Origin of the sequence: Mycobacterium asiaticum (genome assembly GCF_001673635.1) — a bacterium.
GTDB classification, from domain to species: Bacteria; Actinomycetota; Actinomycetes; order Mycobacteriales; family Mycobacteriaceae; genus Mycobacterium; species Mycobacterium asiaticum_C.
In genome coordinates, this window is record NZ_LZMH01000055.1 from 12,947 (window position 1) to 36,303 (window position 23,357).

At 67.0% G+C, this 23,357-nt stretch carries 28 protein-coding genes; 12 read left to right on the top strand and 16 right to left on the bottom strand.

The genetic code is table 11. The annotated features are described in order from the left end of the window. Positions 1-19: 19 nt before the first annotated feature. Entirely contained in the window at positions 20-676 is a 657-nt protein-coding gene (locus A5645_RS15625; protein WP_253867012.1) for a helix-turn-helix transcriptional regulator, read from the bottom strand. Between the two features lie 189 nt (positions 677-865). On the opposite strand from A5645_RS15625, the gene A5645_RS15630 reads away from it, so the two are divergent. Next, entirely contained in the window at positions 866-1,678 is an 813-nt protein-coding gene (locus tag A5645_RS15630; protein WP_065130165.1) for a class I SAM-dependent methyltransferase, read from the top strand. Between the two features lie 2 nt (positions 1,679-1,680). On the opposite strand, the gene A5645_RS15635 is transcribed toward A5645_RS15630, so the two are convergent. The 4 genes from A5645_RS15635 to pcaH form a co-directional block, all read right to left on the bottom strand. Further along, on the bottom strand, positions 1,681-2,916 hold the full coding sequence (locus A5645_RS15635; RefSeq protein WP_065130166.1) for an alpha/beta hydrolase family protein: 1,236 nt from the start codon (positions 2,914-2,916) through the stop codon (positions 1,681-1,683). 86 nt (positions 2,917-3,002) lie between these two features. Beyond that, positions 3,003-4,229, bottom strand: a complete 1,227-nt coding sequence (locus tag A5645_RS15640) for a lyase family protein (RefSeq protein ID WP_065130167.1) — start codon at positions 4,227-4,229, stop codon at positions 3,003-3,005. Beyond that, on the bottom strand, positions 4,226-4,801 hold the full coding sequence (pcaG, locus tag A5645_RS15645; protein ID WP_065130168.1) for a protocatechuate 3,4-dioxygenase subunit alpha: 576 nt from the start codon (positions 4,799-4,801) through the stop codon (positions 4,226-4,228). The genes A5645_RS15640 and pcaG overlap by 4 nt, the downstream gene beginning before the upstream one ends. Further along, positions 4,794-5,561, bottom strand: coding sequence for a protocatechuate 3,4-dioxygenase subunit beta (gene pcaH / locus A5645_RS15650; RefSeq protein WP_253867013.1), 768 nt, complete (start codon positions 5,559-5,561; stop codon positions 4,794-4,796). Before pcaH ends, pcaG begins: the two co-directional genes overlap by 8 nt. Positions 5,562-5,612: 51 nt before the next feature. On the opposite strand from pcaH, the gene A5645_RS15655 reads away from it, so the two are divergent. Beyond that, on the top strand, positions 5,613-6,392 hold the full coding sequence (locus tag A5645_RS15655; protein WP_065130170.1) for a class I SAM-dependent methyltransferase: 780 nt from the start codon (positions 5,613-5,615) through the stop codon (positions 6,390-6,392). Positions 6,393-6,397: 5 nt separating this feature from the next. On the opposite strand, the gene A5645_RS15660 is transcribed toward A5645_RS15655, so the two are convergent. Further along, the gene (locus A5645_RS15660) at positions 6,398-6,883 is read right to left on the bottom strand and encodes a hemerythrin domain-containing protein (RefSeq protein WP_065038605.1); all 486 of its coding nucleotides are present in this window, start codon (positions 6,881-6,883) and stop codon (positions 6,398-6,400) included. Beyond that, complete coding sequence (locus tag A5645_RS15665) at positions 6,880-7,782, bottom strand: Rieske (2Fe-2S) protein (protein WP_065130171.1); 903 nt, start codon at positions 7,780-7,782, stop codon at positions 6,880-6,882. Before A5645_RS15665 ends, A5645_RS15660 begins: the two co-directional genes overlap by 4 nt. Before the next feature lie 277 nt (positions 7,783-8,059). On the opposite strand from A5645_RS15665, the gene A5645_RS15670 reads away from it, so the two are divergent. The 5 genes from A5645_RS15670 to phtC are packed head-to-tail and all read left to right on the top strand — an operon-like array spanning position 8,060 to position 11,613. After that, positions 8,060-9,343 (top strand): aromatic ring-hydroxylating dioxygenase subunit alpha, encoded by a 1,284-nt coding sequence (locus A5645_RS15670; protein WP_065038626.1) that lies wholly within the window; start codon positions 8,060-8,062, stop codon positions 9,341-9,343. Further along, positions 9,340-9,864 carry a 3-phenylpropionate/cinnamic acid dioxygenase subunit beta gene (locus A5645_RS15675; RefSeq protein ID WP_065130172.1) on the top strand — a complete coding sequence of 175 codons (525 nt, stop codon included), beginning with the start codon at positions 9,340-9,342 and terminating at the stop codon, positions 9,862-9,864. The genes A5645_RS15670 and A5645_RS15675 overlap by 4 nt, the downstream gene beginning before the upstream one ends. Continuing rightward, positions 9,861-10,100, top strand: coding sequence for a dihydrodiol dehydrogenase (locus tag A5645_RS15680; RefSeq protein ID WP_065130173.1), 240 nt, complete (start codon positions 9,861-9,863; stop codon positions 10,098-10,100). Before A5645_RS15675 ends, A5645_RS15680 begins: the two co-directional genes overlap by 4 nt. Beyond that, complete coding sequence (gene hcaB, locus A5645_RS15685) at positions 10,097-10,891, top strand: 3-(cis-5,6-dihydroxycyclohexa-1,3-dien-1-yl)propanoate dehydrogenase (protein WP_065130174.1); 795 nt, start codon at positions 10,097-10,099, stop codon at positions 10,889-10,891. The genes A5645_RS15680 and hcaB overlap by 4 nt, the downstream gene beginning before the upstream one ends. Continuing rightward, entirely contained in the window at positions 10,888-11,613 is a 726-nt protein-coding gene (phtC, locus tag A5645_RS15690; protein ID WP_065130175.1) for a 3,4-dihydroxyphthalate decarboxylase, read from the top strand. The genes hcaB and phtC overlap by 4 nt, the downstream gene beginning before the upstream one ends. Here phtC and A5645_RS15695 read toward each other — a convergent pair. Next, positions 11,601-12,365 (bottom strand): IclR family transcriptional regulator, encoded by a 765-nt coding sequence (locus tag A5645_RS15695; protein ID WP_253867014.1) that lies wholly within the window; start codon positions 12,363-12,365, stop codon positions 11,601-11,603. The two genes, phtC and A5645_RS15695, sit on opposite strands and share 13 nt — an antisense overlap. Before the next feature lie 183 nt (positions 12,366-12,548). Beyond that, positions 12,549-14,183 carry an acyl-CoA synthetase gene (locus A5645_RS15700; RefSeq protein ID WP_065130176.1) on the bottom strand — a complete coding sequence of 545 codons (1,635 nt, stop codon included), beginning with the start codon at positions 14,181-14,183 and terminating at the stop codon, positions 12,549-12,551. 99 nt (positions 14,184-14,282) lie between these two features. Between A5645_RS15700 and A5645_RS15705 the strand changes: the two genes are divergently transcribed. After that, entirely contained in the window at positions 14,283-14,939 is a 657-nt protein-coding gene (locus A5645_RS15705; RefSeq protein ID WP_065038600.1) for a DedA family protein, read from the top strand. A 1-nt stretch (position 14,940) separates the two neighbouring features. On the opposite strand, the gene A5645_RS15710 is transcribed toward A5645_RS15705, so the two are convergent. Then, complete coding sequence (locus tag A5645_RS15710) at positions 14,941-15,561, bottom strand: TetR/AcrR family transcriptional regulator (RefSeq protein ID WP_065038599.1); 621 nt, start codon at positions 15,559-15,561, stop codon at positions 14,941-14,943. A 155-nt stretch (positions 15,562-15,716) separates the two neighbouring features. On the opposite strand from A5645_RS15710, the gene A5645_RS15715 reads away from it, so the two are divergent. Further along, positions 15,717-16,154: an anti-sigma factor antagonist gene (locus A5645_RS15715; protein WP_065130177.1), complete on the top strand. Its 438-nt coding sequence runs from the start codon at positions 15,717-15,719 to the stop codon at positions 16,152-16,154. Here the strand turns inward: A5645_RS15715 and A5645_RS15720 are convergent. Beyond that, positions 16,049-16,894 (bottom strand): TetR/AcrR family transcriptional regulator, encoded by an 846-nt coding sequence (locus A5645_RS15720; RefSeq protein ID WP_065038598.1) that lies wholly within the window; start codon positions 16,892-16,894, stop codon positions 16,049-16,051. The two genes, A5645_RS15715 and A5645_RS15720, sit on opposite strands and share 106 nt — an antisense overlap. A 96-nt stretch (positions 16,895-16,990) precedes the next feature. On the opposite strand from A5645_RS15720, the gene A5645_RS15725 reads away from it, so the two are divergent. Further along, positions 16,991-18,097 carry a glutamate--cysteine ligase gene (locus A5645_RS15725; protein ID WP_065130179.1) on the top strand — a complete coding sequence of 369 codons (1,107 nt, stop codon included), beginning with the start codon at positions 16,991-16,993 and terminating at the stop codon, positions 18,095-18,097. On the opposite strand, the gene A5645_RS15730 is transcribed toward A5645_RS15725, so the two are convergent. Both A5645_RS15730 and A5645_RS15735 read right to left on the bottom strand, forming a co-directional pair. Next, complete coding sequence (locus tag A5645_RS15730) at positions 18,090-19,028, bottom strand: catalase family peroxidase (protein ID WP_065130180.1); 939 nt, start codon at positions 19,026-19,028, stop codon at positions 18,090-18,092. The genes A5645_RS15725 and A5645_RS15730 overlap by 8 nt on opposite strands. 29 nt (positions 19,029-19,057) lie before the next feature. Further along, a complete protein-coding gene (locus A5645_RS15735; RefSeq protein WP_065038595.1) occupies positions 19,058-19,840 on the bottom strand; it encodes a sulfite exporter TauE/SafE family protein in 783 nt (260 codons plus the stop codon). Between the two features lie 52 nt (positions 19,841-19,892). Here A5645_RS15735 and A5645_RS15740 point away from each other — a divergent pair, with 52 nt between their 5' ends. Together A5645_RS15740 and A5645_RS15745 are read left to right on the top strand one after the other, a co-directional pair. Beyond that, the gene (locus A5645_RS15740) at positions 19,893-20,687 is read left to right on the top strand and encodes an alpha/beta hydrolase (RefSeq protein WP_414467466.1); all 795 of its coding nucleotides are present in this window, start codon (positions 19,893-19,895) and stop codon (positions 20,685-20,687) included. 5 nt (positions 20,688-20,692) lie between these two features. Then, positions 20,693-21,502: an MBL fold metallo-hydrolase gene (locus tag A5645_RS15745; protein WP_065130181.1), complete on the top strand. Its 810-nt coding sequence runs from the start codon at positions 20,693-20,695 to the stop codon at positions 21,500-21,502. Positions 21,503-21,510: 8 nt separating this feature from the next. Here the strand turns inward: A5645_RS15745 and A5645_RS15750 are convergent, their stop codons facing one another. From A5645_RS15750 to A5645_RS15760, 3 genes are all read right to left on the bottom strand, one after another. After that, positions 21,511-22,392 (bottom strand): hypothetical protein, encoded by an 882-nt coding sequence (locus A5645_RS15750; RefSeq protein ID WP_065120044.1) that lies wholly within the window; start codon positions 22,390-22,392, stop codon positions 21,511-21,513. 269 nt (positions 22,393-22,661) lie between these two features. After that, positions 22,662-22,952 carry a hypothetical protein gene (locus tag A5645_RS27155; protein WP_081288373.1) on the bottom strand — a complete coding sequence of 97 codons (291 nt, stop codon included), beginning with the start codon at positions 22,950-22,952 and terminating at the stop codon, positions 22,662-22,664. Between the two features lie 40 nt (positions 22,953-22,992). Beyond that, positions 22,993-23,286: a putative quinol monooxygenase gene (locus tag A5645_RS15760; protein WP_065038591.1), complete on the bottom strand. Its 294-nt coding sequence runs from the start codon at positions 23,284-23,286 to the stop codon at positions 22,993-22,995. Positions 23,287-23,357 lie beyond the last annotated feature (71 nt).

Genomic DNA, 23,357 nt, shown 5'->3' on the forward strand with positions numbered 1-23,357 from the left:
TCGATGGAGCGCCCGACGGTCACGGCGCGGTTGCCGCCGGCGCAATGTGCGCCAGACACAGGTCCGGTTCGACGAAGGCCTCCAGCCGTTCGACCGTCACCGGGGCATCCCACTTCTCCAACGCTCCGCGCATGAGTCCCAGGTGGATGGGGCACACCACGCCCGGTTGCTTCTCGGCCATCTCCAGAAATGGGCAGTGCCGCAGACCGAGCTGCCGCCCGCCACCCGATGCCCGCAGCTCGGGTTCGAAGCCAATCTCGTCGAGCACTCCGGCCAACCGATCGATTGACTCGTCCACCCCGCTTACCGGGCCCGAAAACTCCAGACGCTCACCCCAGGCCCGCCCGGTTGCGATCGCCCGTGCTGCCGGATCCGGTTCGGCCGCGAGGCCGCTGGCGAGGATTTCGGCCAGCAACTGATAGTGGCGGGTGCCGCCGCGGTCCATCTGCGGCACCGCCCGGAACATCAACGGCGGACGGCCCGGGCCCCGCCGATGCGGCTGCACGCGCTCGACCAGGCCGTCACCGATGAGGCTTTCGAGGTGGAAACGCACCGTGTTGGGATGCACATCGAGCTGCTGCGCGATCGCCACGATGCTCAGCGGCACCTGCGATGCCCGCAGTACCCGCAGCACCGCGCGCCGTCGCCCGGGCTGCTCCTGGTCTGACGCCGTCATGTCACCCCTCATCGAACGAGCGGACGGCCCTTATTTTACACAAGCGTCATTGTAAAAACCAACGCGGCTCGCGGGTCGGAAAGGCGGAGCCTTGACGACTGCCAGACCGCCTGCACACACTCCTGACGATCAGCGCAAGTCCGGACGATAACGTTACGCGGTGGTCAATAAGTTTGGGAAGGTGTTGTGATGGCCGGCAACGAGCAACCGCTGCCCCTGTCCCATCGTGACGACGAGCATGTTCAGGGCCACTGGCTGCTGGCCCGATTGGGCAAACGAGTGCTGCGACCCGGCGGCGTCGAGCTGACTCGTACCCTGCTGGCTCGCGCCGGCGTCAACGGCGCCGACGTCCTGGAACTCGCCCCCGGCCTGGGCCGCACGGCCGCCGAGATCATCGCGCGCAACCCGCGCTCCTATGTCGGCGCCGAAGCGGACCCCGATGCCGCGAACCTGGTGCGCGGCGTCGTCGCCGGCCAGTCGTCACCCGCGCACACCGAGGTGAAGGTGGCCGATGCGGCCGACACCGGGCTACCCGAGGCCAGCGCCGACGTCGTCATCGGCGAGGCGATGCTCACCATGCAGGGCGACACGGCCAAGCACGCGATCGTCGCGGAGGCGGCGCGGGTGCTGCGACCGCAGGGGCGCTACGCCATCCACGAATTGGCCCTGACGCCCGACGACCTTCCCGAGGAAGTGACCACCGACGTGCGGCAATCCCTGGCCCGCGCCATCAAGGTCAACGCGCGACCACTGACCGTCGCGGAGTGGTCACAATTGTTGGCCGGGCACGGACTGGTCGTCGAGCATGCAACCACCGCGCCGATGGCCCTGCTGCAGCCCCGCCGGGTGCTCGCCGACGAAGGACTGGTCGGTGCGCTGCGGTTCGCCAAGAATGTGCTCACGCAGCCCGACGCGCGTAAGCGAGTATTGATGATGCGCAGCACTTTTCGGCGCCATCGCGACCGGCTCACCGCCGTGGCGATCATCGCTCGCAAGCCCTGATCTCAGCCGGACGTCACCAGACCCGACTGCACCAGCGAATCCTGGATGAACCGCTGGACCGGCCTGGACCGGATGAATCCGGCGTGGCCGCCGCGGTACCAGATGATCTGCGGTTTGCCCCAGTGCTCCCAGAGTCGGGTCACCTGTTCGCGGGGGTGCACCACCTGGTCGGCGATGCCGGCGTAGACGAAACGGCCCCGCATGGACACTTGGGGGCGCAGCGACAGGGGCGACAGCATCCGCCCGATGGGCTCGGCCAATGCCACCGTCTCACGACGGGGGTCGCCACGGCGCAGGCCAGAATGCCGGCCCAGCAGGTCGACCAGGTTCGCCGCGGGGACGCCGAGAATCGCGCAGGTCAAGCCACTTTCGAGGCTGGCGACCAACGCGGCGATATAGCCGCCCAGCGACATACCGTTCACCCCGATCGCCGAGTCCGGTTCCTGCGCCCGGATCCAGGACAGCAACCGCCGGATGTCCCACACCGCCTGGGCGGTCGCGTGGACGTCGTCCAGAATGTCCTCGCCGGGGAACACCGCGCCCTTGGGTAGGTCGCGCGCTCGCGGGCCGTGCATGGGCAGCACGGGCAACACCACATTCAGGCCCAGCTCTTCATGCAACTTCCAGGCCCGGAATATCCTGAGATCGATTGCGGCTCTGCCCATTTCGGTGCCGTGCACGCAGACCAGCCAGGGTCGCGGCTCCGGGTGCCGCAGCACCAGGACGTGCGCCGTGCGCATCGCGGTATACCCGAGCCACCGCTCGGCACCGGGTTCGTCCGGATGCGGGCGGTACCCGCTTTCGAAAGTCAGCCGCTGATAGGTCCGGCGCAGACCGTTGACGTACCGGCTCTTCACCTCCAACAGCGGCGGCGGTGGCGCGAAGAAGGCTTCGGGATCATCCAGCCATCCCTTGTCGCCGTAGAACTCCAGCGCCGCGACCACCTCGTCGTTGATGCGCTGAAACACCTGGGGCTCACTGATCGGCCGGCGCATCAACAGACCGGCCAGCACGACTTCATCCCGAAAAGCCTGTGCCGCCAACGCCAATGTTGGCCGCGCGATCGGCAGCTCATCGGTGTGGTCGTCGCGGTAGTCGCGCCAGGAACGGGCGAAATAGCGGCCGGTGCGCGCGAATGGCCGCACCGTGCTGCTCACCGTGCCGACCACGGGGGCCGGAAGGGCCCGGCGAGCCGCTCGCCGCCGTCGCCGCTCGCCGTCTTTGGCGGGTGCTGTCATGTTTTCGACGCTAACACCCTGCAAGACCGGGTCTCGGGTGTGCGCGGGTCGATCCTCATCACTTTCATACGCCACTATCGCCCGGCTCACACCCCGTCGAGCAGCCGCTGCGCATCACGCACGCTGGTGTCGATCAGGTGGTCGACAGCGCCGAAAAAACTCGGAGACGGTGGGCGACCGGCCAACTCGGCAATCGCGCGCTGCTCCCCCAGCACGTCGGCCGCATCCAGATTTCGCCGCATGTTCGCCGCATCCACCTCCAGCCCGGCCAGCAGTTCGGTGCACTGCGAGCCCGCGACGACGGCGCGCCGTGCCAGGGTGCGCAACGTGTCCCATTCGGCATGCCATGCGCCGTCGGGTCGTTCTTCGCCGGCGAGCGCGGCGGCGGTGTGCAGCGTGACCGCCAGCGGAGGTGCCGCGATTGCCGCCCGCCGGATGAGGACCGACAGCACCGGGTTGCGCTTGTGGGGCATCGAGGAAGACCCACCACGCTGGCCACTGACCGGCTCGCGCAGTTCGGCGATCTCCGGGCGGGTCAGGATCAGCACATCGGCGGCGATGCGGCCCCAGCGATCGCTGCATCCGACCAACGCGTCGGCGGCGGCGGTGATCGGTGTCCGGGTGGTGTGCCATGGCCGGCGATGGTCGAGTCCCAAAGTTGTTGCCGCATCTTGCGCCAGCCGCGCGGCCACCGCCGCCGGTTCGGCCCCGTCGGTGCGTAGGGTCGCCAATTCGACCGTGGCCGACCAGGTCCCGACGGCGCCGCCGAACTGGGCGGGAATGCTCAGCGCCGCCAGCCGCCGATAGGCGTCGGCCACACCGTCGAGCCAGCGCGCGGCTTTGGCGCCGAACGTCGTGGGCGCCGCGTGTTGGGTCAGGGTGCGGGCCACCATCGGTGTGCCACGATGCTGGACGGCTAACTGCGAGAGATCCGAGATCTGCTCGGCAACCTGGTTTTTCAATTGTTTGACGACATCCTGCAATGCCAGCATCAAGCCGGTGTCCACGACGTCCTGACTGGTCAGCCCCCGATGAATCCAGGGCGCAACCCCCGGCGCCGCACGCTGCCGCAACAACGCGACCAGGGCGATGACGGGATTGCCGCCGCCTTCGGCGGCGGCCGCAAGCATGTCGCAGTCGCGTGCGTCCACGAGGTGGTGCAGCGCGGTGTCGGACCGGTCGACCGGCGCCAGCCCCGCATCGGCCAAAACCGCGAGCCACGCCGATTCCACCGCCACCATCGCAGTCAGCAGTGCCCGGTCCGTCATCAGCGCGCCGGCTCGCTGGTCACCCGGCCACAGCAGATTTGTCATCGGCGGCGCTCCCGGTAGGCGAGGAATACGGTCTCGTTCGGGCCCTGCAGGTAAATGTCGAACCGGTATCCCGTTCGGGGAGAATTGTTTTCGGCGATACACAGCAGCGTCTCGCGCCGGCCGCGGTCGAGCGTCGACAGCAGCGGATCCGCAGCAATGTCACCGCCCGGCAGGTAGGCGCGAGTGAACAGGCCCTGCAGCAGCCCGCGCGCGAAAACGCTCACCGCGAAATACGGTGGCCGTCCGGGGTTCACCGGCCCCGGAGGCACCGTGATGAAGCGGTAGTGCCCGTCGGTGTCCGTCGCGGCCCTTCCCCAACCGGTGAAGGAACGGCCGTCGCGGCGCAGCGATCCCGGCGCACGCGAGAGTCGGCCCGCGGTGTCGGGTTGCCAGATCTCCACCAGCGCGTCCGGGACCGTAACGCCGGCGCCGTCATAGACGGCTCCGTGCAATTCGACCGCGCCAGGGACATCTGCGCCGACCAGTGCGCTGTCACCCGGAAACGGCAGACCCAAACCGAAGAATGGCCCCACCGTTTGCGCTGGCGTGCAAATCAATTCAGAACTAGGCATCGCCGTTTTCCGTCCAGGTCCGTGCCGGGCCCGACAGCACGATGTCCCACCGGTAACCCGTGGCAAACTCCGGTTCGGTGACCTCGTGGTCATAATTGGCAATAAGTTGTTGGCGCGCAACGGGATCGACGATCGAGTTGAAGATCGGGTCCAAGCCGAACAGCGGGTCGCCGGGAAAGTACATCTGGGTCACCAGCCGTTGGGTGAACGCGGTGCCGAACAACGAGAAGTGAATGTGGGCGGGGCGCCAGGCGTTGCGATGATTGCGCCATGGGTAGGGGCCCGGCTTGATGGTGGTGAATCGGTAGCACCCGTCGGGCGCGGTCAGGCACCTGCCCGCGCCGACGAAGTTCGGATCGAGCGGGGCCGGATGCTGATCGCCGTGGTGGTGATAGCGGCCGCTGCCGTTGGCCTGCCAGATCTCGACCAATTGACCGGCCATCGGCCGGCCCGATCCGTCGACGACCCGGCCGGTCACGATGATCCGCTCGCCGATCGGCTCGCCCGGGTGTCCGGCGGTCAGATCGGCGTCCAGCGGGTCGACGTCCTGCTCGCCGAAACAGGGTGCCGATAGTTCGAGCTCGTCCGGGTCGACGATGATCCGCGGGTTCTTCGGGTGGCGTAACGCGCTGCTGCGGTAGGGCGGGTAATCCAGCAGCGGTTGGGTCGGTGCCCCCTGGCCGAAATAGTCCGCGGCAATCGCGTCGATCTCGGCCGTGATCTCGCCTTGCGACGCGATGCGCTGCGGTGCGAACTCCACGAACCGTGAGGCTACTCGTGCCATCGCGAACCCGCGCCTAACCTGGACGGCATGCCCAGCGACTACGTGTACGACCAGGGCTTCGCCGAGGAACGCAGCCGGTTGAGCGCCATGGAGAGCCTGTGGGATCCGGGCACTCAAGCGCTGCTCACCGAACTCGGCATCGGACATCCCGCTGACCCGCAAAACGCTTGGCACTGCATGGAAGTGGGCGCCGGCGGCGGCTCATTGGTGGAATGGATGGCGGCAAGCGGCGCCACAGTGGTCGCGGTGGACATCGACACCCGTTTCATCGATTCGCTGGGGAGCGACTCCATCGAGGTCCGCCAGATGGACATTCGGACCGACGAGCTCGGTCAGGGTGAGTTCGACCTGATCCACGCCCGCCTGGTCCTCGAGCACCTACCCGATCGCCGCGAGATCCTGCAAAGACTGGCGGCGGCCCTGCGTCCTGGCGGCTGGATGGTCATCGAGGACTTCGACTGGACGGCGTTCGGCTTCGAGGGTCTCGACCCGGAGCTGGACCGGGTGACCGGGGCGGTGCTGTCGTTCATGCAGCAGGCGGGTTTCGAACCGCACTATGGCCGCCGGGTAGTCGCCGACATGGCCGCCGCCGGGTTGCGCGACGTGCGCGGTGAGGGCCGCGCTCGCGTGATCGACTCGCACGAGAAGGGATTCGACTTTTTCCGGCTCTCGTTCGAAAGCCTGCGCGGCGCCGTCGTGGACGCCGGACTGATCTCACGTGCGGAAGCCGACGCGACAGCCGCACGCTTCGGCGAGGACATCCGCGTCTACACGCCGGTCATGATGGCCGGACTCGGCCGCCGCTGACTCGGCTAAATCGCCTTCAGCAGCGACGTCTTGCCTCGGGTGCGCAGCCGGTGCAGGCTCGAAGCCCGCAGCTGCTCGATCCGGGCTGCCATCTTTTCGCCGAGCTCCTCCAGTTCGGCGTCGGACAGCTGGACCGGCGGCGGAGCGGGAATCATGTCTCGCTCTTCTTCGTCGGCGTGGGCCTCGAGCACCGTCTTGAAGGTATTCCACTCGTCCTCATAGCCGGGCGCGCTTTGCGGCGTGCGCAGCAGCACGCCGAGCTGGTCGACCACCTGGCGATGCTCGGCATGCGCGATCGCGATCAGTTCGCTTGCGGCCGCGAGCGCCGGGTAGTACAGGTCGTCCTCGATGCGGAAGTGGATGTCGAGCTCCAGCAGCATCTCGTCGAAGAGCTCATGCCGCTCCTGGCTGTTCACCGGTGCCTCGCTGACCTTGCGGCCGAGTCCCTTGAGTACCACGTGATGCTCTTTGAGCACGTCGTAGGCGTTCATCTGGCTACTTCCTCTCCACGCACTTCGATCACTCCGTCGACCAACCGGGCCTCATAACGCGGCAGCGGGCTCGCCGAGGGACCGCGCAGCACCTCACCGTTCTCCAGCGCGAATCGTGAACCGTGCCAGGGACATACGATTCGGCCGCGATCCACCCAGCCGTCTGCCATCGGCGCCGCCAGGTGCGGACAGAATTCGCCGAACGCCGAAACCTCACCGGGACCGCTCTGGCAGACCACCAGTCCCACGCCGTCCACTTCCACCCGTACCGGCTTGCCGTTCAGTTCGCTGGCGGGCAGCACGGGCGTCCACCCATGGCTGGTTAACCGTTCGCCGGATCGGTCGACACCGACACCGGAGCCGAATACCAAGGCACCGCCCAGGTAGCTGCCTGCGGCGGTGATCGCATAGCCGATAGCGCTCAGCGCCACTCCCCGACCCCGGCGCCCGCGGCGGCGGTCGCGCCAGGACTGCACATAGAGCAGCGTGGCGGCGGAATTGACCGCACCATGCACCATGCCGACCCGGCGGTCCTGCCGGTGGGTGTGCTGCCAGTCGGACACTCCGGTGACGGCCGAGCCGAGGCTGGCCGCGATTCCCACGCCCAGGGCGTAGGTGGCGAGCCGAGCGGTGTCCCGGGTGCCAGGTGGCCGCGCCGGCAGCGCGCTCAGCGCATCAAGGGCCACCGTCGTGCCAAGCGCTCCGCTGGCCAGCGACGCCAGCGGCGGATGCACGGGGTGTCCCAGCCAGACGCCGTTGAGCGCATTCATCACGCGGTCACGTGCCCCGCCCAGCCCGTTGAGCAGCAGTGTGAGGACATGTTCGAGCCGATAGCTGGGCCGATCCAGCCACTCTTGACGTCCGATGGCGGCCACCAATCGCGGCCCTAACTTCTGCATCTCGACCTTCCGTGCGGCGTTATGCGTCTCCAAGACGATGCGTCCCCCTTCGGATCCACGCGGCGAACGGGCAGCCGGTTCACCACCGCAAGGCCAGAATTCCCGCTCCGTGCCCGGGTTTGAATGCGAGCCGCCTGTGAATTGGCTATCGGGCTGCTGTATGGCGCCATGCTGGCTTCTCTGCTGAACAGAGATATCCTCTGTAAAGCAGACATGTCCGAGTTGATTGTGGGGTCGCCGCTTGACCAGCCGGATTTTCGATGACGTTCGCCGCGGCATGATCCCGGCGCACATCTACAACGACAGCGAATTGTTCGCCCTGGAAAAGGAACGCCTGTTCAGCCGAGCGTGGATGTTCGTGGCGCACGAGTCGGAGATCCCGGAGGAAGGCGACTACGTGGTGCGGCGGGTGCTCGACGACTCGTTCATCGTCACCCGCGGCTCGGATGGCGTGGTGCGCGCCCTATTCAATATGTGCCTGCACCGCGGGATGCAGGTGTGCCGCGCCGAGATGGGCAACGCCTCCAATTTCCGTTGCCCCTACCACGGCTGGACCTATCGCAACGACGGCAGGCTCACCGGCCTGCCGTTCCACCGCGAGGCGTACGGAGGCGACGAGGGCTTCGCAAAAGGCCAGAGCCTGTTGCCCGCGCCGAACCTGGCGACCTACAACGGGTTGATCTTCATCAACCTGGACCCGCACGCACCACCGTTGCTGGACTTTCTCGGGGACTTCGCGTTCTATCTGGACTTCTACACCAAACAGAGCGCCGCCGGCGTCGAAGTGCGCGGACCCCAACGGTGGCGGATCAAAGCGAATTGGAAGATCGGCGCCGAGAACTTCGCCGGCGACATGTACCACACGCCGCACACGCACGCGTCCATCGTCGAGATCGGCCTGTTCCGGGAACCCAAGGCGCAGAAGCGCAAAGACGGAGCCACCTACTGGGCCCAGCGGGGCGGCGGCACCACCTACAAGCTGCCGCCCGGAGATTTCGACGAGCGCATGCGGTACGTGGGATACCCCGACGAGATGATCGGACGGATCAAAGACACGTGGTCGCCCCATCAGCAGCGGGTGGTCGCCGAGGACGGCTTCATGTTCTCCGCCGCCACCTGCTTTCCCAATCTCAGCTTCGTGCACAACTGGCCCAAACTGCCCGGCGGTGATCAGGTGCTGCCGTTCATCTCGATCCGGCAATGGCAGCCGATCAGCGAGAACGAAACCGAGGTCTGCTCCTGGTTCGCCGTCGACGCCGCGGCCCCCGAGCAGTTCAAGAAGGACTCCTACAAGGCGTATCTGATGTGCTTCGGATCCACCGGCATGTTCGAACAGGACGACGTGGAGAACTGGGTGTCGCTGACCACCACGGCAGGGGGTTCGATGGCCCGGCGTCTGCTGCTGAACAGCCGGATGGGGCTCCTCGCCGACGACCGCTCGGTGATCGAGTCACTACCGGCCGAGTCATTCCACGGGCCCGGGCGCGCCCAGGTGGGCTACAACGAGTACAACCAGCGGGAACTACTCAAGCTGTGGGCCGACCAGCTGGAGTCCGTATGAGAAAGGCATTGCCGTTCAACGACACTCGCCATCTGCAGGCCCATCAGTTCCTGGTCGACGAGGCTTATCTGCTGGACGGGCAGCGGTATGAGGAGTGGCTGGAGACGATGACCGAGGACATCCGGTACGTCATGCCGGTGCGGGTGACGACCGCCCGCGGCGCGGGCTTCACCGTGTCCCCCGGTATGGATCACTTCGACGAGGACAAGTATTCGCTGACTCAGCGGGTGGCGCGGATGGGCACCGAGCACGTCTGGGCCGAGGATCCCCCGTCGCGGCTGCGGCACTTCATTACCAATGTGCGCACGTTCGAGGCCGACGACGCGGGGCACCTGGTTGTGGAGTCGGCCGAACTGCTGTTCCGCAGCCGCGGCGACGTCAACGAGAGCGCCTTGCTGTCGTGCGGGCGCGAGGACGTGCTGCGCTGGGACGAGCCCGGTCATGCATGGAAGCTGGCCCGGCGCAACATCTTTGCCGACGAGTCGGTGTTGCGGATGCAGAACTTGGCGGTGTTCCTGTGAACCCGGTCGGTGAGCCGATCAATCTGGCGAACGAATTCACCGAAGTCGTGGTGCAGCGGGTGGACACCCGCAATGGGTCGCGGCTGCTGATCAGCGCACCGAAGTCCGGCCAGTGGATAAGCCTGGACCCGCTGGAGGTCGAGGCGCTCACCTGGCAGAACGCCCGTACGCTGACGGCCATGGTGGGAAACACCGGAGCTCCGCTGCTGCCCGATGAGGACCAACCGGCGCCATGACCGGTTGGCTGGACGGCAAGCGGGCGCTGGTGGTGGGCGGCGGATCTGGGATCGGCCGGGCGGTTGTGGACGCGTTCGGTGCCGAGGGCGCGAAAGTCGCTGTCTTGGAACGTGAACCGGCGAAATGCGAACGGCTGCGTGACGAGCTGCCCGCGGTTGCGGTGGTCGAAGGCGACGCCACCACCCGGGCCGCCAACGACCGTGCGGTTGCGGCGGCGGTGGAGTCCTTCGGCGGCCTGGACACCCTGGTGAACTGCGTCGGCGTGTTCGATTTCTACAAGGGGATCGACGACATCGGCGCCGACGACCTTTCGGCGGCGTTCGAGGAGATGTTCCGCACCAACGTGCTCAGCCACCTGCGGTCGGTGAAGGCTGCGCTAACGGCCCTGCGCGCCGCGGCGGTCTCCTCGATCGTGCTCACCGAGTCCACGTCGGCGTACTACCCCGGCCGGGGCGGTGTGCTATACGTGCCCTCGAAATTCGCGGTGCGCGGACTGGTGACGGCGCTGGCCCATGACCTGGCCCCGCACATCCGGGTCAACGGGGTGGCGCCGGGCGGGACGCTGCACACCGACCTGCGCGGGCTGGCAAGCCTCGGGCTGGACGGTGTCCGCCTTGATGACTCCCCCGACCGGGCAACCGATTTGGCCGCCCGCACCCCGTTGAACGTCGCGCTCTCCGGCGCCGACCACGCGTGGAGCTATGTGTTCCTTGCCTCCGACCGGTCGCGCGGAATCACCGGCGAGACCATCCATCCCGACGGCGGATTCCGGCTGGGCGCACCGAAATGAGCTTCGAGGCAGAGCGCACCCTGGTGGCGCAGGCCTGCCGCGTCGCCGCGGCCCGTGGCCTGGTTGACGGCATCCTCGGCCATCTGAGTTTGCGCGTCGGCGACGACCACCTGCTCATCCGCTGCCGCAGCGACACCGACACGGGTGTGGCATACACCCGACCCAGTGACATCCGGCTGATCGACTTCGACGGGAATGCCGGCGCCGCAGGCGAACTCGACGGTTACCGGGTGCCCAACGAGTTGCCCATCCACGCCGAGACCCTGCGCGCCCAACCGCGGCATCGCGCCGTCGCCCACCTGCATCCCCCGGACGTGGTCGCCGCCGACCTGGCCGGCATTGTGATCCGCCCTATCTACGGCGCCTACGACATACCCGGCGCGTGGCTGGCCCGCGCCGGTGTGCCGGTCTACCCACGCGCCGTGCTTATCCGGAACGCGCAGCTGGGCAGGGAGATGGTCGCGGCGATGGGTAACGCGCAGGTGATCATCTGTCGCGGGCACGGGATCACCAGCGCCGCCGCCACAGTCGAGCAGGCGGTGCTGCAGGCCATCAGCCTCAACGAGTTGGCCCGGATGTCGTTGCGGGTACGCACGGCCGGCGGCACCTTGCACACCATCGACGACGATGACTGGGCCGAGCTGCCGGACTTGGGATCTGGGTTCAACGTGGACGCGGCGTGGCGGCATGAGATCGCCCGGTTGGCCGATCAGCCCAACTGATCACCGATCTCCTTGGCCGCCTCGACGAGTGTGGCGGCCACCGACGAATACTTTGAGGTCGTCAGTCGGTGCTGCGGCGCAGACGCGTTCAGCGCGAGGCGCAGCCCCGGAGCGCGAGTCGGTACGGCCACCGCGACCGACGCGACGCCCTCTTCGCTCTCTTCGCGGTTGGTGGCGTACCCGCGCTCGCGGACCCGGATCAACTCCGAAAAAAGCCGGGCGCGGCTCACGATCGAGCGTGCCGTGATGGCTTCCAGCTGCTCGTCCGGAATCACTTGGCGCAGTTCGCTTTCCGATAACTGTGCGAGCAACGCCTTGCCCGTCGACGTGCAGTGCGCCGGCATCGTGCGACCCAACCGGGAAGCCACCCGAACGGCCTTCGGCCCTTCGATCGCCGCGACGAAGCGAACACTGGCTCCGTCCAGCATGCCAACATGGATTGTCTCACCAAGGGTTTCGGCGATCCCACGCATGACCGGCAGCGCCGCCCCCTGGATGTCCAGGCGCCCGAAGATCGCGAACGCCACACTGGTCAGGGCCGGGCCGGGCAGGTACGCCTTGGATTCCGGATCCTGGCGGACAAAGCCACGGTAGGCCAGCATGGCCAGCAGCCGGTGCGCGGTCGACGACGCCACACCGAGATATCGCGTCGCCTCGCTCAACCGGATCTGCGGTTGCTCACCCAACAGCAGAAGCAGTTTCAACGCGTTGTCGACCGACTCGATCGGATACTGCGGCACCTGTTTCGGCACCTGCTGAGCGTATCGCCCGGTCAGCCCGCGTCGGCAATTGTTACGGGCGTCGAACGATCTCGGCGAAAACGCCGTACGGCGCCGCAATTACCGATACGGTTCGTACGCGTCGCGTTGCTCAGCGGTCGGGGACATTGTGGCTGGTAGGCAGCGCGGCGCGCCATTCTGCCCGGCGTCGGGACCCTAGCCCGCCGCCACTTGGGCCTTGGCCCAACGGTAGTCAGCCTTGCCCGACGGCGACCGCTGCACCTTGGGACAGAAAATCACCTCTTTGGGCAGTTTGTAGCGCGCGATGTGACGCGCCGCCTCGGCGATGATGCCAGCGCTGTCGGCCTCCGCACCCTCCGCCAGCTGGACCAGTGCGACCACTTCGTTCCCCCACCGCGCACTCGGCCGGCCGGTCACCACCACGTCGTATACCGCGGGGTGTTCGTGGATGGCGGCCTCCACCTCTTCGGCGAAGATCTTCTCGCCGCCGGAGTTGATGGTCACCGAGTCGCGGCCCAACAGTTCGATCTGACCGTCGGCATGCCAGCGCGCCCGGTCACCCGGTACCGAGTGCCGGATCCCATCGATGACGGGAAAGGTCCGCGCCGTCTTGGCCGAATCGCCGAGGTAGCCCAGCGGGATGTGGCCCTGCTGGGCCAGCCAACCGATCTCGTCGTCACCGGGCGCCAGGATCCGGGTCAGGTCCTCGCTGACCACCACCGCACCCGGGTTCGGCGCGAATCGGCCCGACGCGCTCTGCAGCCTGCTGGAGACCTGTCCCATCTGGTTTCCCGACTCCGATGAGCCGCCCGCATCGAGAATCGTCACGTGCGGCAGCAGTTCGACGAAACGCTGCTTGAGCGGCGCACTGAGCGCGGCCCCGCCGGTCACGACGATGAACAACCCGGAGAGGTCGTAGTCCCCGGCTTCAAGTTCTTCGACCAGCGGCCGTCCGAACGCGTCCCCGACGAACGACAGCGAGATGACGCGCTCCCGGCTGGCCAGCGCCCACGTCTCGGCGGGATCGAAATGGGTAGTGGTCGGCGCCATCACGAACGGCCGCCCGCCGCACAGGTTGATGAAGGCCGCCCACTGCGCCGCGCCGTGCATCAACGGCGCGGCCGTCATCGACCCCGGTCCTTGGGGTCGCGACCGCTCGACGATGTCGTTCAGGCTCGTCACCAGCTCACCGCCGAACGGCGGTCGTCCGCCCATTGCGTTCATGTAGATGTCGTGCTGGCGCCACAACACCGCCTTGGGCATACCGGTGGTGCCGCCCGTGTAGAGCATGTAGAGGTCGTCGGGTGAGGGCACGACGTCCAGCGGTTCATCGGAGGCGGAGGCCAGCAGCTCCTCGTAGCGCACCGCGCCGGGCAGCGGCTCGTTCCCGGACTCGTCGTCGACGTGGATCAACCGGACCTCGCGCGGCACCCTGGCCAACGCCTCGGCCAGCGTCGACGCGAACCGCGCCTGATAGACGAGGGCGTCGGCGCTCGCGTTGTCGATCAGATAGACCAGCTCGTCGGCGACGTAGCGGTAGTTGACATTGAACGGGGCGACCCGGGCTTTGTAGGCACCGATCATCGCCTCGACGAATTCGTTGCAGTTGGCCAGATACAAGCCCAGGTGACTCTGGCCGGATTCGTGGGGCGCCAGCTCGGCGCGCTCCCGTCGGGCGAGGTAACCCCAGTCGTGCAGCGCCCGGGCGAAGCGGCGAGCTCGTTCGTCGGTCTGGGCGAAGGTGAACCGGCGATCGCCGAAGACGATGGCGTCGCGGTCGGGGTTGGCGGCGGCCACCGCCGAGAAAACCTGGGCGAGGTTGAATTCCACTGGCTCTCCTGTCGTCCGCTCGACAGTCTCGACATTATCGATGACGGTATAGAGCCGGATCGGACGCATATGCAGGACGCGTCAGGCATCCTTTAACGCATGAATGTGGAGGCCCTGCTGCAGACAATCCCGCCGCTAGCGGTGTATCTGGTGGTTGGCGGCATCGTCGGGCTGGAAAGCCTGGGCATCCCGCTGCCGGGCGAGATCGTGTTGGTCAGCGCGGCGTTGATGTCTTCGCATCACGAGCTGGCGGTGAACCCGGTCGGAGTCGGGGCCGCCGCGGTGCTGGGCGCGGTGGTGGGCGACTCGATCGGCTATTCGATCGGCCGACGGTTCGGGATGCCGTTGTTCGATCGGCTCGGCCGGCGGTTCCCGAAACACTTCGGCCCCGGACACGTCGCGCTCGCCGAACGGACCTTCAACCGGTGGGGTGTGCGGGCGGTGTTCTTCGGACGGTTCATCGCGCTGTTACGCATCTTCGCCGGGCCGCTGGCCGGCGCACTGAAGATGCCCTACCCCCGCTTCCTGGTGGCCAACGTGTGCGGCGGCATCTGCTGGGCCGGGGGGACGACGGCGCTGGTCTATTTCGCCGGCGTGGCCGCCGAGCGCTGGCTGTCCAGGTTCTCCTGGGTGGCGCTGGTCATCGCGATCATTTGCGGGGTCACCGCCGCGATACTGCTGCGCGAACGGACGTCGCGCGCTATCGCCGAACTCGAGGAAGAGCACTCCCGTAAGTCCGACACCACCGCGGCGTGAACTAGCCGGCCGCCACGCCCAGCTTGTGGGTGTCCTCCGGACGATGCTGCTCGATGAGCGCGTGTGCCATCGATTGCGCCCGCAGGGCCGCGTCGGGTTCGCCGACCGCCGCCATGATGATGGCCCCCTTCATCAGGATGTGCCAGGACATGGCGAACGCCTCGACGTCGATCAGTCCCGCCGCCACCGCGCGCTCGCGGACGATCTGGCGGACATTCGCGATGTGGGCGATGCTGGCCTGGCCGACCGGGTGGTCGACACCCAGCTCCAGCAGCACGTTGATGAACGAGCAGCCCTCATAGCCGTCGCGGTTGTGAAACCACTCGTGCAGGACGTCGAAGATCGCCAGCAACTGTTCCTCGGGAGTCTTGCCGCGTGCCGCGGACTGCTCCTCGATAAGTCCATGTGTCCAGAGCTGTTCCCGACGGTCCAAAACGGCCAGGACCAGGTCATTCTTGGTCGCGAAGTGACGGTAGAGGGTGGCCCGGGCCACACCGGCCCGCTCGATCACCTCATCGGTGCCCACCGCGCGAATACCCCGCCGACTGAACAACTCGTAGGCGGCACCTAGTATCCGTTCACGGGCCGGTACCTGGGTCCCCGTGACATCGGGCACGGACATAACGAGGCTTACCGTACTCTTACGCAGGCCATGTAGACAGACCGCCCTGTCTTGTTATAGAACTGAGACTTACAAGGCGAGTCTGTCTGTCTTCAGATCAGAAGGATGGGCATCCTTCGCGGCGCGTTCTGCGCTTGCCGATTAGGAGTGCACAAATGAGCCTGGTCATTGCAGAAGCTTTTTCTCCCACGCACCTCACCCTGAGCACGCGGCTGGTTTACGAGCTCGGGGACCCGTGCAGCACGCTGCGCGCCATCACCGACCGCCGCGGTGAGGCGGTGATCATTCACGCCGGTGGCGAGATCGACGCGTGCAACGAGCACACCTGGCACCGGCTGGTGACGGAGGCGGCGGCCACCGCTACCCCGGCGGGCCCGTTCGTCATCGACGTGTCCGACGTGGACTTCATGGGTTGCTGCGCGTTCACGGTGTTGGCCGACACGGCCGAACAGTGCCGGGAACGCGGCGTCGAGCTGCGGCTGGTGACTCAGACGCCGATCGTGGACCGGATCGTGGAAGCCTGCGGGTTGAGCGTGCTGCTGCCGATATACCCGACGGTCGACCACGCGCTGGCCGTGACTCCCGCCAGGTGAGCCCAGCGGTATTCCAGCGGACCGTTGGCGGTGGTCCCCTGGCTTGTACCCAGCGGTGGTGGGCCTACCTCGAGCACCGACCGCACCGCGGCGTGTAGATAGTTTCGCAGCGTGGACGGGGTGTACCCCTGCCCGCGCAGTGCGATCCACTTGGGCAGATCGACGATGCAGGTGGCGATCAGGTTGACGGCGGCGGCATCGCTGCGCCGCCACAGACTCTCGGCCAGCTGCGCCATCACCGCGGTGAGCTCGCGTTCCAGCGCGCGTAGCTGGTCGGCGATCTCGCGCGGCATCGGCTGGCTCACCACGTCGTCGCGGCGCACCGTCATCAAGCAGGCCGACGATTCCGGATACATCTCCGGATACAGCAGCGACGTCTCGGCCGCCGCGTAGACGGCGTCCAACGGTTCGCTGCCCGGGCGCGCCTTGGCTTCCTCGATCAGGCTGGTCAGATGGTCCAGAAAACGCCGTTCCGCGCGAATCCACACCCGGCCGAGCAGCCCGCCACGCGACTCGAACGTGCGGTAGATGGCGCCGTTGGAGACCCCGGTGGCTTTGGTCAGCGCACGGATCGTGACGGCTTCGATGCCATCCTGGGCCACCAAGCCTTCAATGGAATCAAGAACGTGGTCGTGCTCTTGCAACCCAACACTCGACACTGCTGATCGCTCCTCACACCCGACGTGCATCGAGACCATTGTCCCGAACTGGACGGATTCCCACAGGGAAATGGCAGACATAGCGCCATCAAAGGGTTCGGTAGGTATCGGTTCCGCAGGTCACGCCAGTGTCTGGACGCCAGGTTTTCGGTGCAGCAGTAGGGGTAGTTTGCGGATATGAGCACCGGGTGCTCGGCGGACGATCTCCCGACTTTCGGCGTGGAAGAGGAATTCCTGCTCGTTGACCCGCACTCCGGCGAGCCGGCGCCACACAACGGCGCGGTCGCTGCCGAGGCCGAACGGCGGGGCGTCGACCTGCAGGTGGAGCTGAGCAGCTGCCAGGTGGAGACCACGTCCAGCGTCGTATCGTCCAGTGGGCGGCTCGGCGAGGAACTCAGAGAGCTGCGACGCACCGCGGCCCGAGCCGCCGAAGCGGTCGGGGTACGGCTGTTGGCCCTCGGGCTGCCACCGGTCACACCCAGTGAGTTTCCGGTCACCGACACCCCGCGCTACCGCAAGATCGGTGAGCAGTTCGGCATGGTGGCGCACGAGCAGGGCATTTGCGGCTGCCACGTGCACGTGCAGGTGCCCGACCGGTCCGCGGCAATCCATGCCAGCAACTGGCTGCGACCCTGGTTGCCGACGCTGTTGGCGCTATCGGCGAATTCGGCGATCTACCGCAACTCCGAGTCGGGCTACGCCAGCTGGCGCAGTGTGCTGTGGCGGCGCTGGCCGGTGGCGGGTGCGCCGCCGTATTTCAACTCGGCCGACGAGTACGACCGCACGGTGCGCATGCTGGTCGACACCGGCGTGATCCTGGATACCGGGATGGTCTATTGGGACGTGCGTCCATCGGCCGATTTCCCGACGGTCGAGGTGCGGGTGGCCGACGTGGCGGCCACGGTCGCCGACACGGTGCTGCTGGCCACCCTGATCCGGGCCGCGGTGATGACGGCGGTCGACGAACGCCCCGAGGGCGCCGACCGGCTCCCCCCAGCGGCGCTGCGGGCCGCGTATTGGAAAGCCGCGCACGACGGCCTGGCCGGCGACACGCTGGATCTGGTGCACGGCCGCGGCGCGGTGCCCGCCCGCGAGCAGTTGAGCGCGCTGGTCCATCGGGTGCGCCCGGCGCTGGACGCACTGGGCGAGTACCACCACGTCGTCGACGAACTCGAGCGCGTCACCACCCTGGGCAACGGGGCGATGCGGCAACTGCGGGCATTCCGCGAACGCGGCGACGCGATGGACGTGATCGCGGCGGCCGCCGAGGCGACGCTCAGCTGATGCTGGGCGCTTCCGCACCGCGGGCTACCCCGGTGCGGAGCTTGACCGACTCGGAATAGGTGAGGCTGCGGAACCGCAACACCGGGTCCTCGGAGGGTTCGATGCCGTCGGTGACACGCAACGGGTCGAACACGACGATGTCGCCGTCGTGTTCGCGCTCCGTGTCCAGTCCGGTGATCTCGATGGTGCCGACGCTGACGGTGTCGTTGTGCTGCCACGACGCGGAGGGGTCGACGGTCGAGTCGTTGGGTCCGGCGATCTGGACCTGGTAGTCGAACCGAACGGGTTCGGCGGCCAGCCTTGCGTTGAGCTCGTCGGTGAGGAAGTCGGGTCGTTGCTTGCGGGCGGCCCGCTTCGACAGATGCTGGAAGCCGGCGGCCGGAATCAGGTGGTAGCGAACGAATCTGCTGCCGCCGTCGGCGCCGGTCCAGCGGAAGGCGTGCAGACCGTGGTATTCGATCGTGGCGTAACTCGCAGGGGTTTTCCCGGCGGCCGCCAGTATCGGCAGCGCCCGCAGCAGCGCCGGCCGGGTGGCGAACAGGCGTGCCAGGCGCGCCGGCATGGTCGGGCCGGGTCGCAGCGCCCGCAGCAACTCGACGAACCCGTCGGGCGTGCTGGAGGCGAACAGCCGAGCGGTCTGCGTCGAGACATCGGTCGTCTTGCCGTCGGGAAGGGTGAACTTCACCGCGAGACCGCGCACCCCCGCGGCGCCGTCGGCCTGCGTCGGGTTGCCCGATCCGTTGGAGAACCGCACCAGCGTCGGCACCGGCGAGCCATCGAGATGCGTTGCACGCGAGAGCTTCGCGGCCTCCGGTGTGGCGGTGAACGTGCCGCGGTACAGCGTCCCCTTCGCGTGCAACGCCCGGTGGCCGGGACAGGCGCCGCCGGTGCCGCGGATCGCTGCTATCGCGTCATCGGGAGTGACCGGCATTGCCGAATCCTATGCCGCCGAAAGCACATTTACACGGCGAGCAACCGGTAGAGCCCGACGAGACCGACCACCACGATGGTGGCCCGCAGCGCACCGGGCGACAGCCGTCGCCCGTAGCGCGCCCCGAGCAATCCCCCGATCAGCGACCCGACCGCGATCAATCCGGCGACCGGCCAGCTGATGCGTTCCCAGGCCACCAACGTATAACCCACCGCGGCAACGATATTCACAATCAGGGTGAGTAAATTCTTGGCGGCGTTCATCCGCTGCACCGATTCGGGTAACAGGGCGCCCATCACACCGACCAGCAGGATGCCTTGGGCGGCGGTGAAATAACCGCCGTAGACGCCGACGAGGAAGGTGCCCAGGATCAGCATTGCCATCCGAGTCGGGGTGAGGTATTCGGCGGAGCGCCCGGCGTCCTCGGCACGCCGGCGTGCCCACGATTGGATCCAGGGCCCGATCAGCACCAGGATCAGCGCCAGCACCAGCAGCACCGGCACGATCCTGATGAACACCTTTTCCGGCAGGTGCAGCAGCAGGTAGGCGCCCAGCACACCGCCGGCCAGCGACGCCGGGATCTGCCAGCGCAACCGGTCCCACTGTCCACGCAGTTCCCGGCGATAGCCCCAGGTGCCCGAAACACCCCCGGCGACCAGGCCGACCGCGTTGGACATGGTCGAGGTGACCGGTGGATAGCCGAGCGCGACCAGCGTCGGAAAGGTGATCAGGGTGCCGGACCCGACGAGCGAGTTGATGGCACCGGCAGCCATGCCCGCCAATCCGATCAACAACATGTGGGAGATGGACACTGATGCACCCTATGCGGAGTTGCAGCGACGGCGCTGTGAGGAAGCTGGCACCATGTTGGCTGTGCTCGAACTGATCGACAAAGGCACCACTTCACAAACCCACCCGGCGCCGCTGCTGTTCGTGCACGGCGGTTGCCTGTCGGCATGGTGCTGGGACGAACACTTCCTCGATTTCTTCGCCGAGCGGGGGTATCGGGCGGCGGCCGTGAGCTGGCGGGGTCATGGCGCCAGCAGCTCGCCGAAGCCGGTCAGCAAGTGCTCCGTGGCGGACTACCTTCATGACGTGCGGTGGGCGGCTGATCAATTGGGCGGCCGCCCGGTGCTCATCGGTCATTCCACCGGGGGTTTCGTCACGCAGAAGTACCTGGAGAAGCGCGACGCGCCGGGCGCGGTGCTGCTCGCATCGACGCCTACTCGCGGCATTTTCCCTTCGGCCGTACGGGTTTGGCGCAAAGAGCCGTGGATTTCGGTGCGAGCCAATGGAATCGGTCAGGCACACGGTATCTTCAACACCCCTCGGCTGGCACGGCAGTTCCTCTTCAGCCCAACGACTCCCGAGCCCCTCGTCGAAGAGGGGGCGCGACGGGTCGAACCCGACAGCCTGCGTGCCGTCTTCTTCGACCAGGCGGTTCGGCTGCCGCGGCCGCGCCGGGTGACGACGCCGATGTTGGTGTTGGGCGGCGAGCACGACGGGCTGATCAGCAATGCCGAGGTGCGCGCAACGGCGCGAAGGTATCGAACCGAGGCGGAGATCTTCCCGGGCATGGGGCACATGTTGATGCTGGAACCGGGCTGGCCACGCGTGGCCGAGCGGATCCACACCTGGCTGAGCGATCGGGGGCTGTAGGAGTTATGGGAGTCGATGCACGGCGGCGCGAGTGTGCCTTCAGCGTGTTGGGTGGCCCGACGACGGTGGTGGATATCGCCGGGCGCCGGATCGTGATGGATCCCACGTTCGATCCGCCCGGCGTACACGACTATCTGACCAAAACCGTTGGCCCGACGGTGAGCGCCGATGCGCTCGGGCCGGTGGATGCGGTGTTGATCAGCCACGACCAGCACCCGGACAACCTCGACGACGAAGGCCGCCGCTGGGCACTGGCCGCTCCCCTGGTGCTCACCCATCCCGGCGGCGCGTCCCGGCTCGGCCCACCGGCGGTCGGAGTGGCGCCGTGGGAGTCCTACCAATTACCTGGCGGCACGAGTGCGCTTGTGGCCCAGGCGGTTCCGGCCGTGCACGGTCCGGCCGACGGGCAACGGGACGCCGGGGGCCACGTCAACTGCGAGGTGACCGGCTTCGTGTTGTCGGGACCGGAAGTGCCCACCGTCTACCTCAGCGGCGACAACGCCTCGATCAGCGCGGTCAAGGAAATCTCGGTCCGGGTAGGCCGCGTCGACATCGCGGTCCTCTTTGCCGGCGCGGCGAGCGTGGCTTCCAAGGAACGTGGACGCCCGCTGACGCTCACATCCGCGCGTGCCGCCGCGGCGGCCGAACTACTCGGGGCCGCGCTGGTGATACCAGCCCACTTGGACGGCTGGGCTCACTTCAGCGAGGGCGGCGAGGAGTTCGTCGCGGCGTTCGATCAGGCCGGAATCAGCGGTGTGCTCGGGCTTGCCGCCCACGGCGAGTGGATCGACTGGGTCGACCCGAGCACCCGCTGACTTTGGGACTAGTTGCCGGTGTACGGAATGTTGGGAACGTTGGGCAGGTGCGGGAGGTTGGACAGCGACGGCATCGGTCCACCCTGCTGGAACAGCTGAACGGCGGCGTCCTGGCCGTTGGCGTTAGCCACCCAATCACGAATCGTGAAGTACAGGTCCGTGCTGGCGCGGGTCGCCAACTGGGCCGCCAGGTCGTACTTCGTCATGTTCGTACCGGGGACGAGCTGGCTGCCGCGCGGGGTGTGTGGGCCGTCCTTGTTCAGCGTGCTGTGGCATTCCTGGAAGCCGGGCGGCGGGCCGCCGGCCGGGCAACCCTCGAGGGGGAACTGCTGAGCGAAGTCGATGCTGTAGTAGCCGGTGTGCAGGTCTGCCGGGAAATCCGCCGGGTTGCAGTTCGGGAAGATCGGCGGGGCGAGCCGGTCCAGCTGGCCGATGGCGATGTTGTCGTCGACCCAGTTGGAGTGCGCGTAGAAGTCCTGCTGGGTGTGCAGCAGCGCTCCGAACGCGGCGCGGGCACCGGGGCCGTCGGCCTCGACGTTGCCGTTGAGCACCGACCCGCTCAGAACGACGGGTGAGAAGACGTCCCAGGCTTGGCGGGCACGGTTGCAGATGTCGACCGGGTTGATCGAGTTGTCGAGGTGACGGAACTCGTCGGTGGCAAAGACGTCACTGCCCATGGCCCCGCCACCGGGCGGCGGGCCCACCAGAATCTGGTTGACGGCCAGCTGACTGACCTGATCTGCGGGTAGAGCGTTGCGCGTGATCGTCTCGTGGTACTTGACGTAGAACGCCTGAGCCGGCGGTGCGTACACGACGAGAGATGTGACAGCGGCGAGGCTGGCCACAACCACGGCGAGGACGCCCAGCGGGTGCCTGCGGGATAGCGTCATGAGAGCTCCGTGCTAGTAGGGACGTGGGTAGTGCGCTTTTGTAAACGTTTCCTTATAGCCCATTCGAAATCAATAAAAACTCGCGATATCAGCATGGGTGAATACGGGTGGCGTTTACTCGACAAATGCCGAATAGCGTCTTCCGGCCACGGCCGAGCCTGATTTGCGGGTGAAAAGCGTTGCAACGCTTGGCTTAACCAGCTGTGAACGACCGTCCCAAATAACGGCGTACTAGGTGTTTGATTTGTGTTTCATGTGAATCGCGGCGTTCAAACGTAAGGCAAAGTGGTCGTTCGATACGTCTCGGTCGTGTGTTCGACAAGATCCGTGAACTGCGCGCGCAGCGTCGCTGTAGCTTCACCTACCGGCTTGTCGCAATACCGGCAGTGGATGGTGAACTGGGCATGCTCGCCTTCCTCGGGCCAGAATCGTCGTGGCCCGACCGCGGCACCGGGGTCGTACTGGACCGATTGGTGCGCGGCCTCCCGCAGAATCCTGCCGACTGGGTGGGCCTGCGGACATTCGAGTTTCAGCGTGCCGATGCCTTCGGAAAAGCTCATGCACACTGACGCTAGGCCAATGCGCCGGGCTGCGCTCGCGTTAGACGTCGGAGGTGGCGTACCTGGTCTTGACCGGCGGGGCGGCCAGTAGCGGAGGTAGCTGGGTCAGCTTTCCTTCGCCGGCCCGGAAGCGCCGGTAAGCCTCGTCGGCGTCCACCGACTCCCATAGTTCATAGATCAGCCAGTGGGCTTCGTCGTCCTCGTCGATGAGCACGTCGGTACGCAGATTGCCGTCGAACGCCCGGGTGTCCTGCAGCGCGCGTCCCATCAATTCCCGCCCCGCAGCCACCTCCTCGGGCTTAAATCGGAGCTCGAGAATCACCGTGACCGACATCGTCGTCTTCCCTTCTGCGGCTCTGCGCGTGCGGACCAAGCGATCCTAGCTCAGGCGGCTTCCAAGCTTTC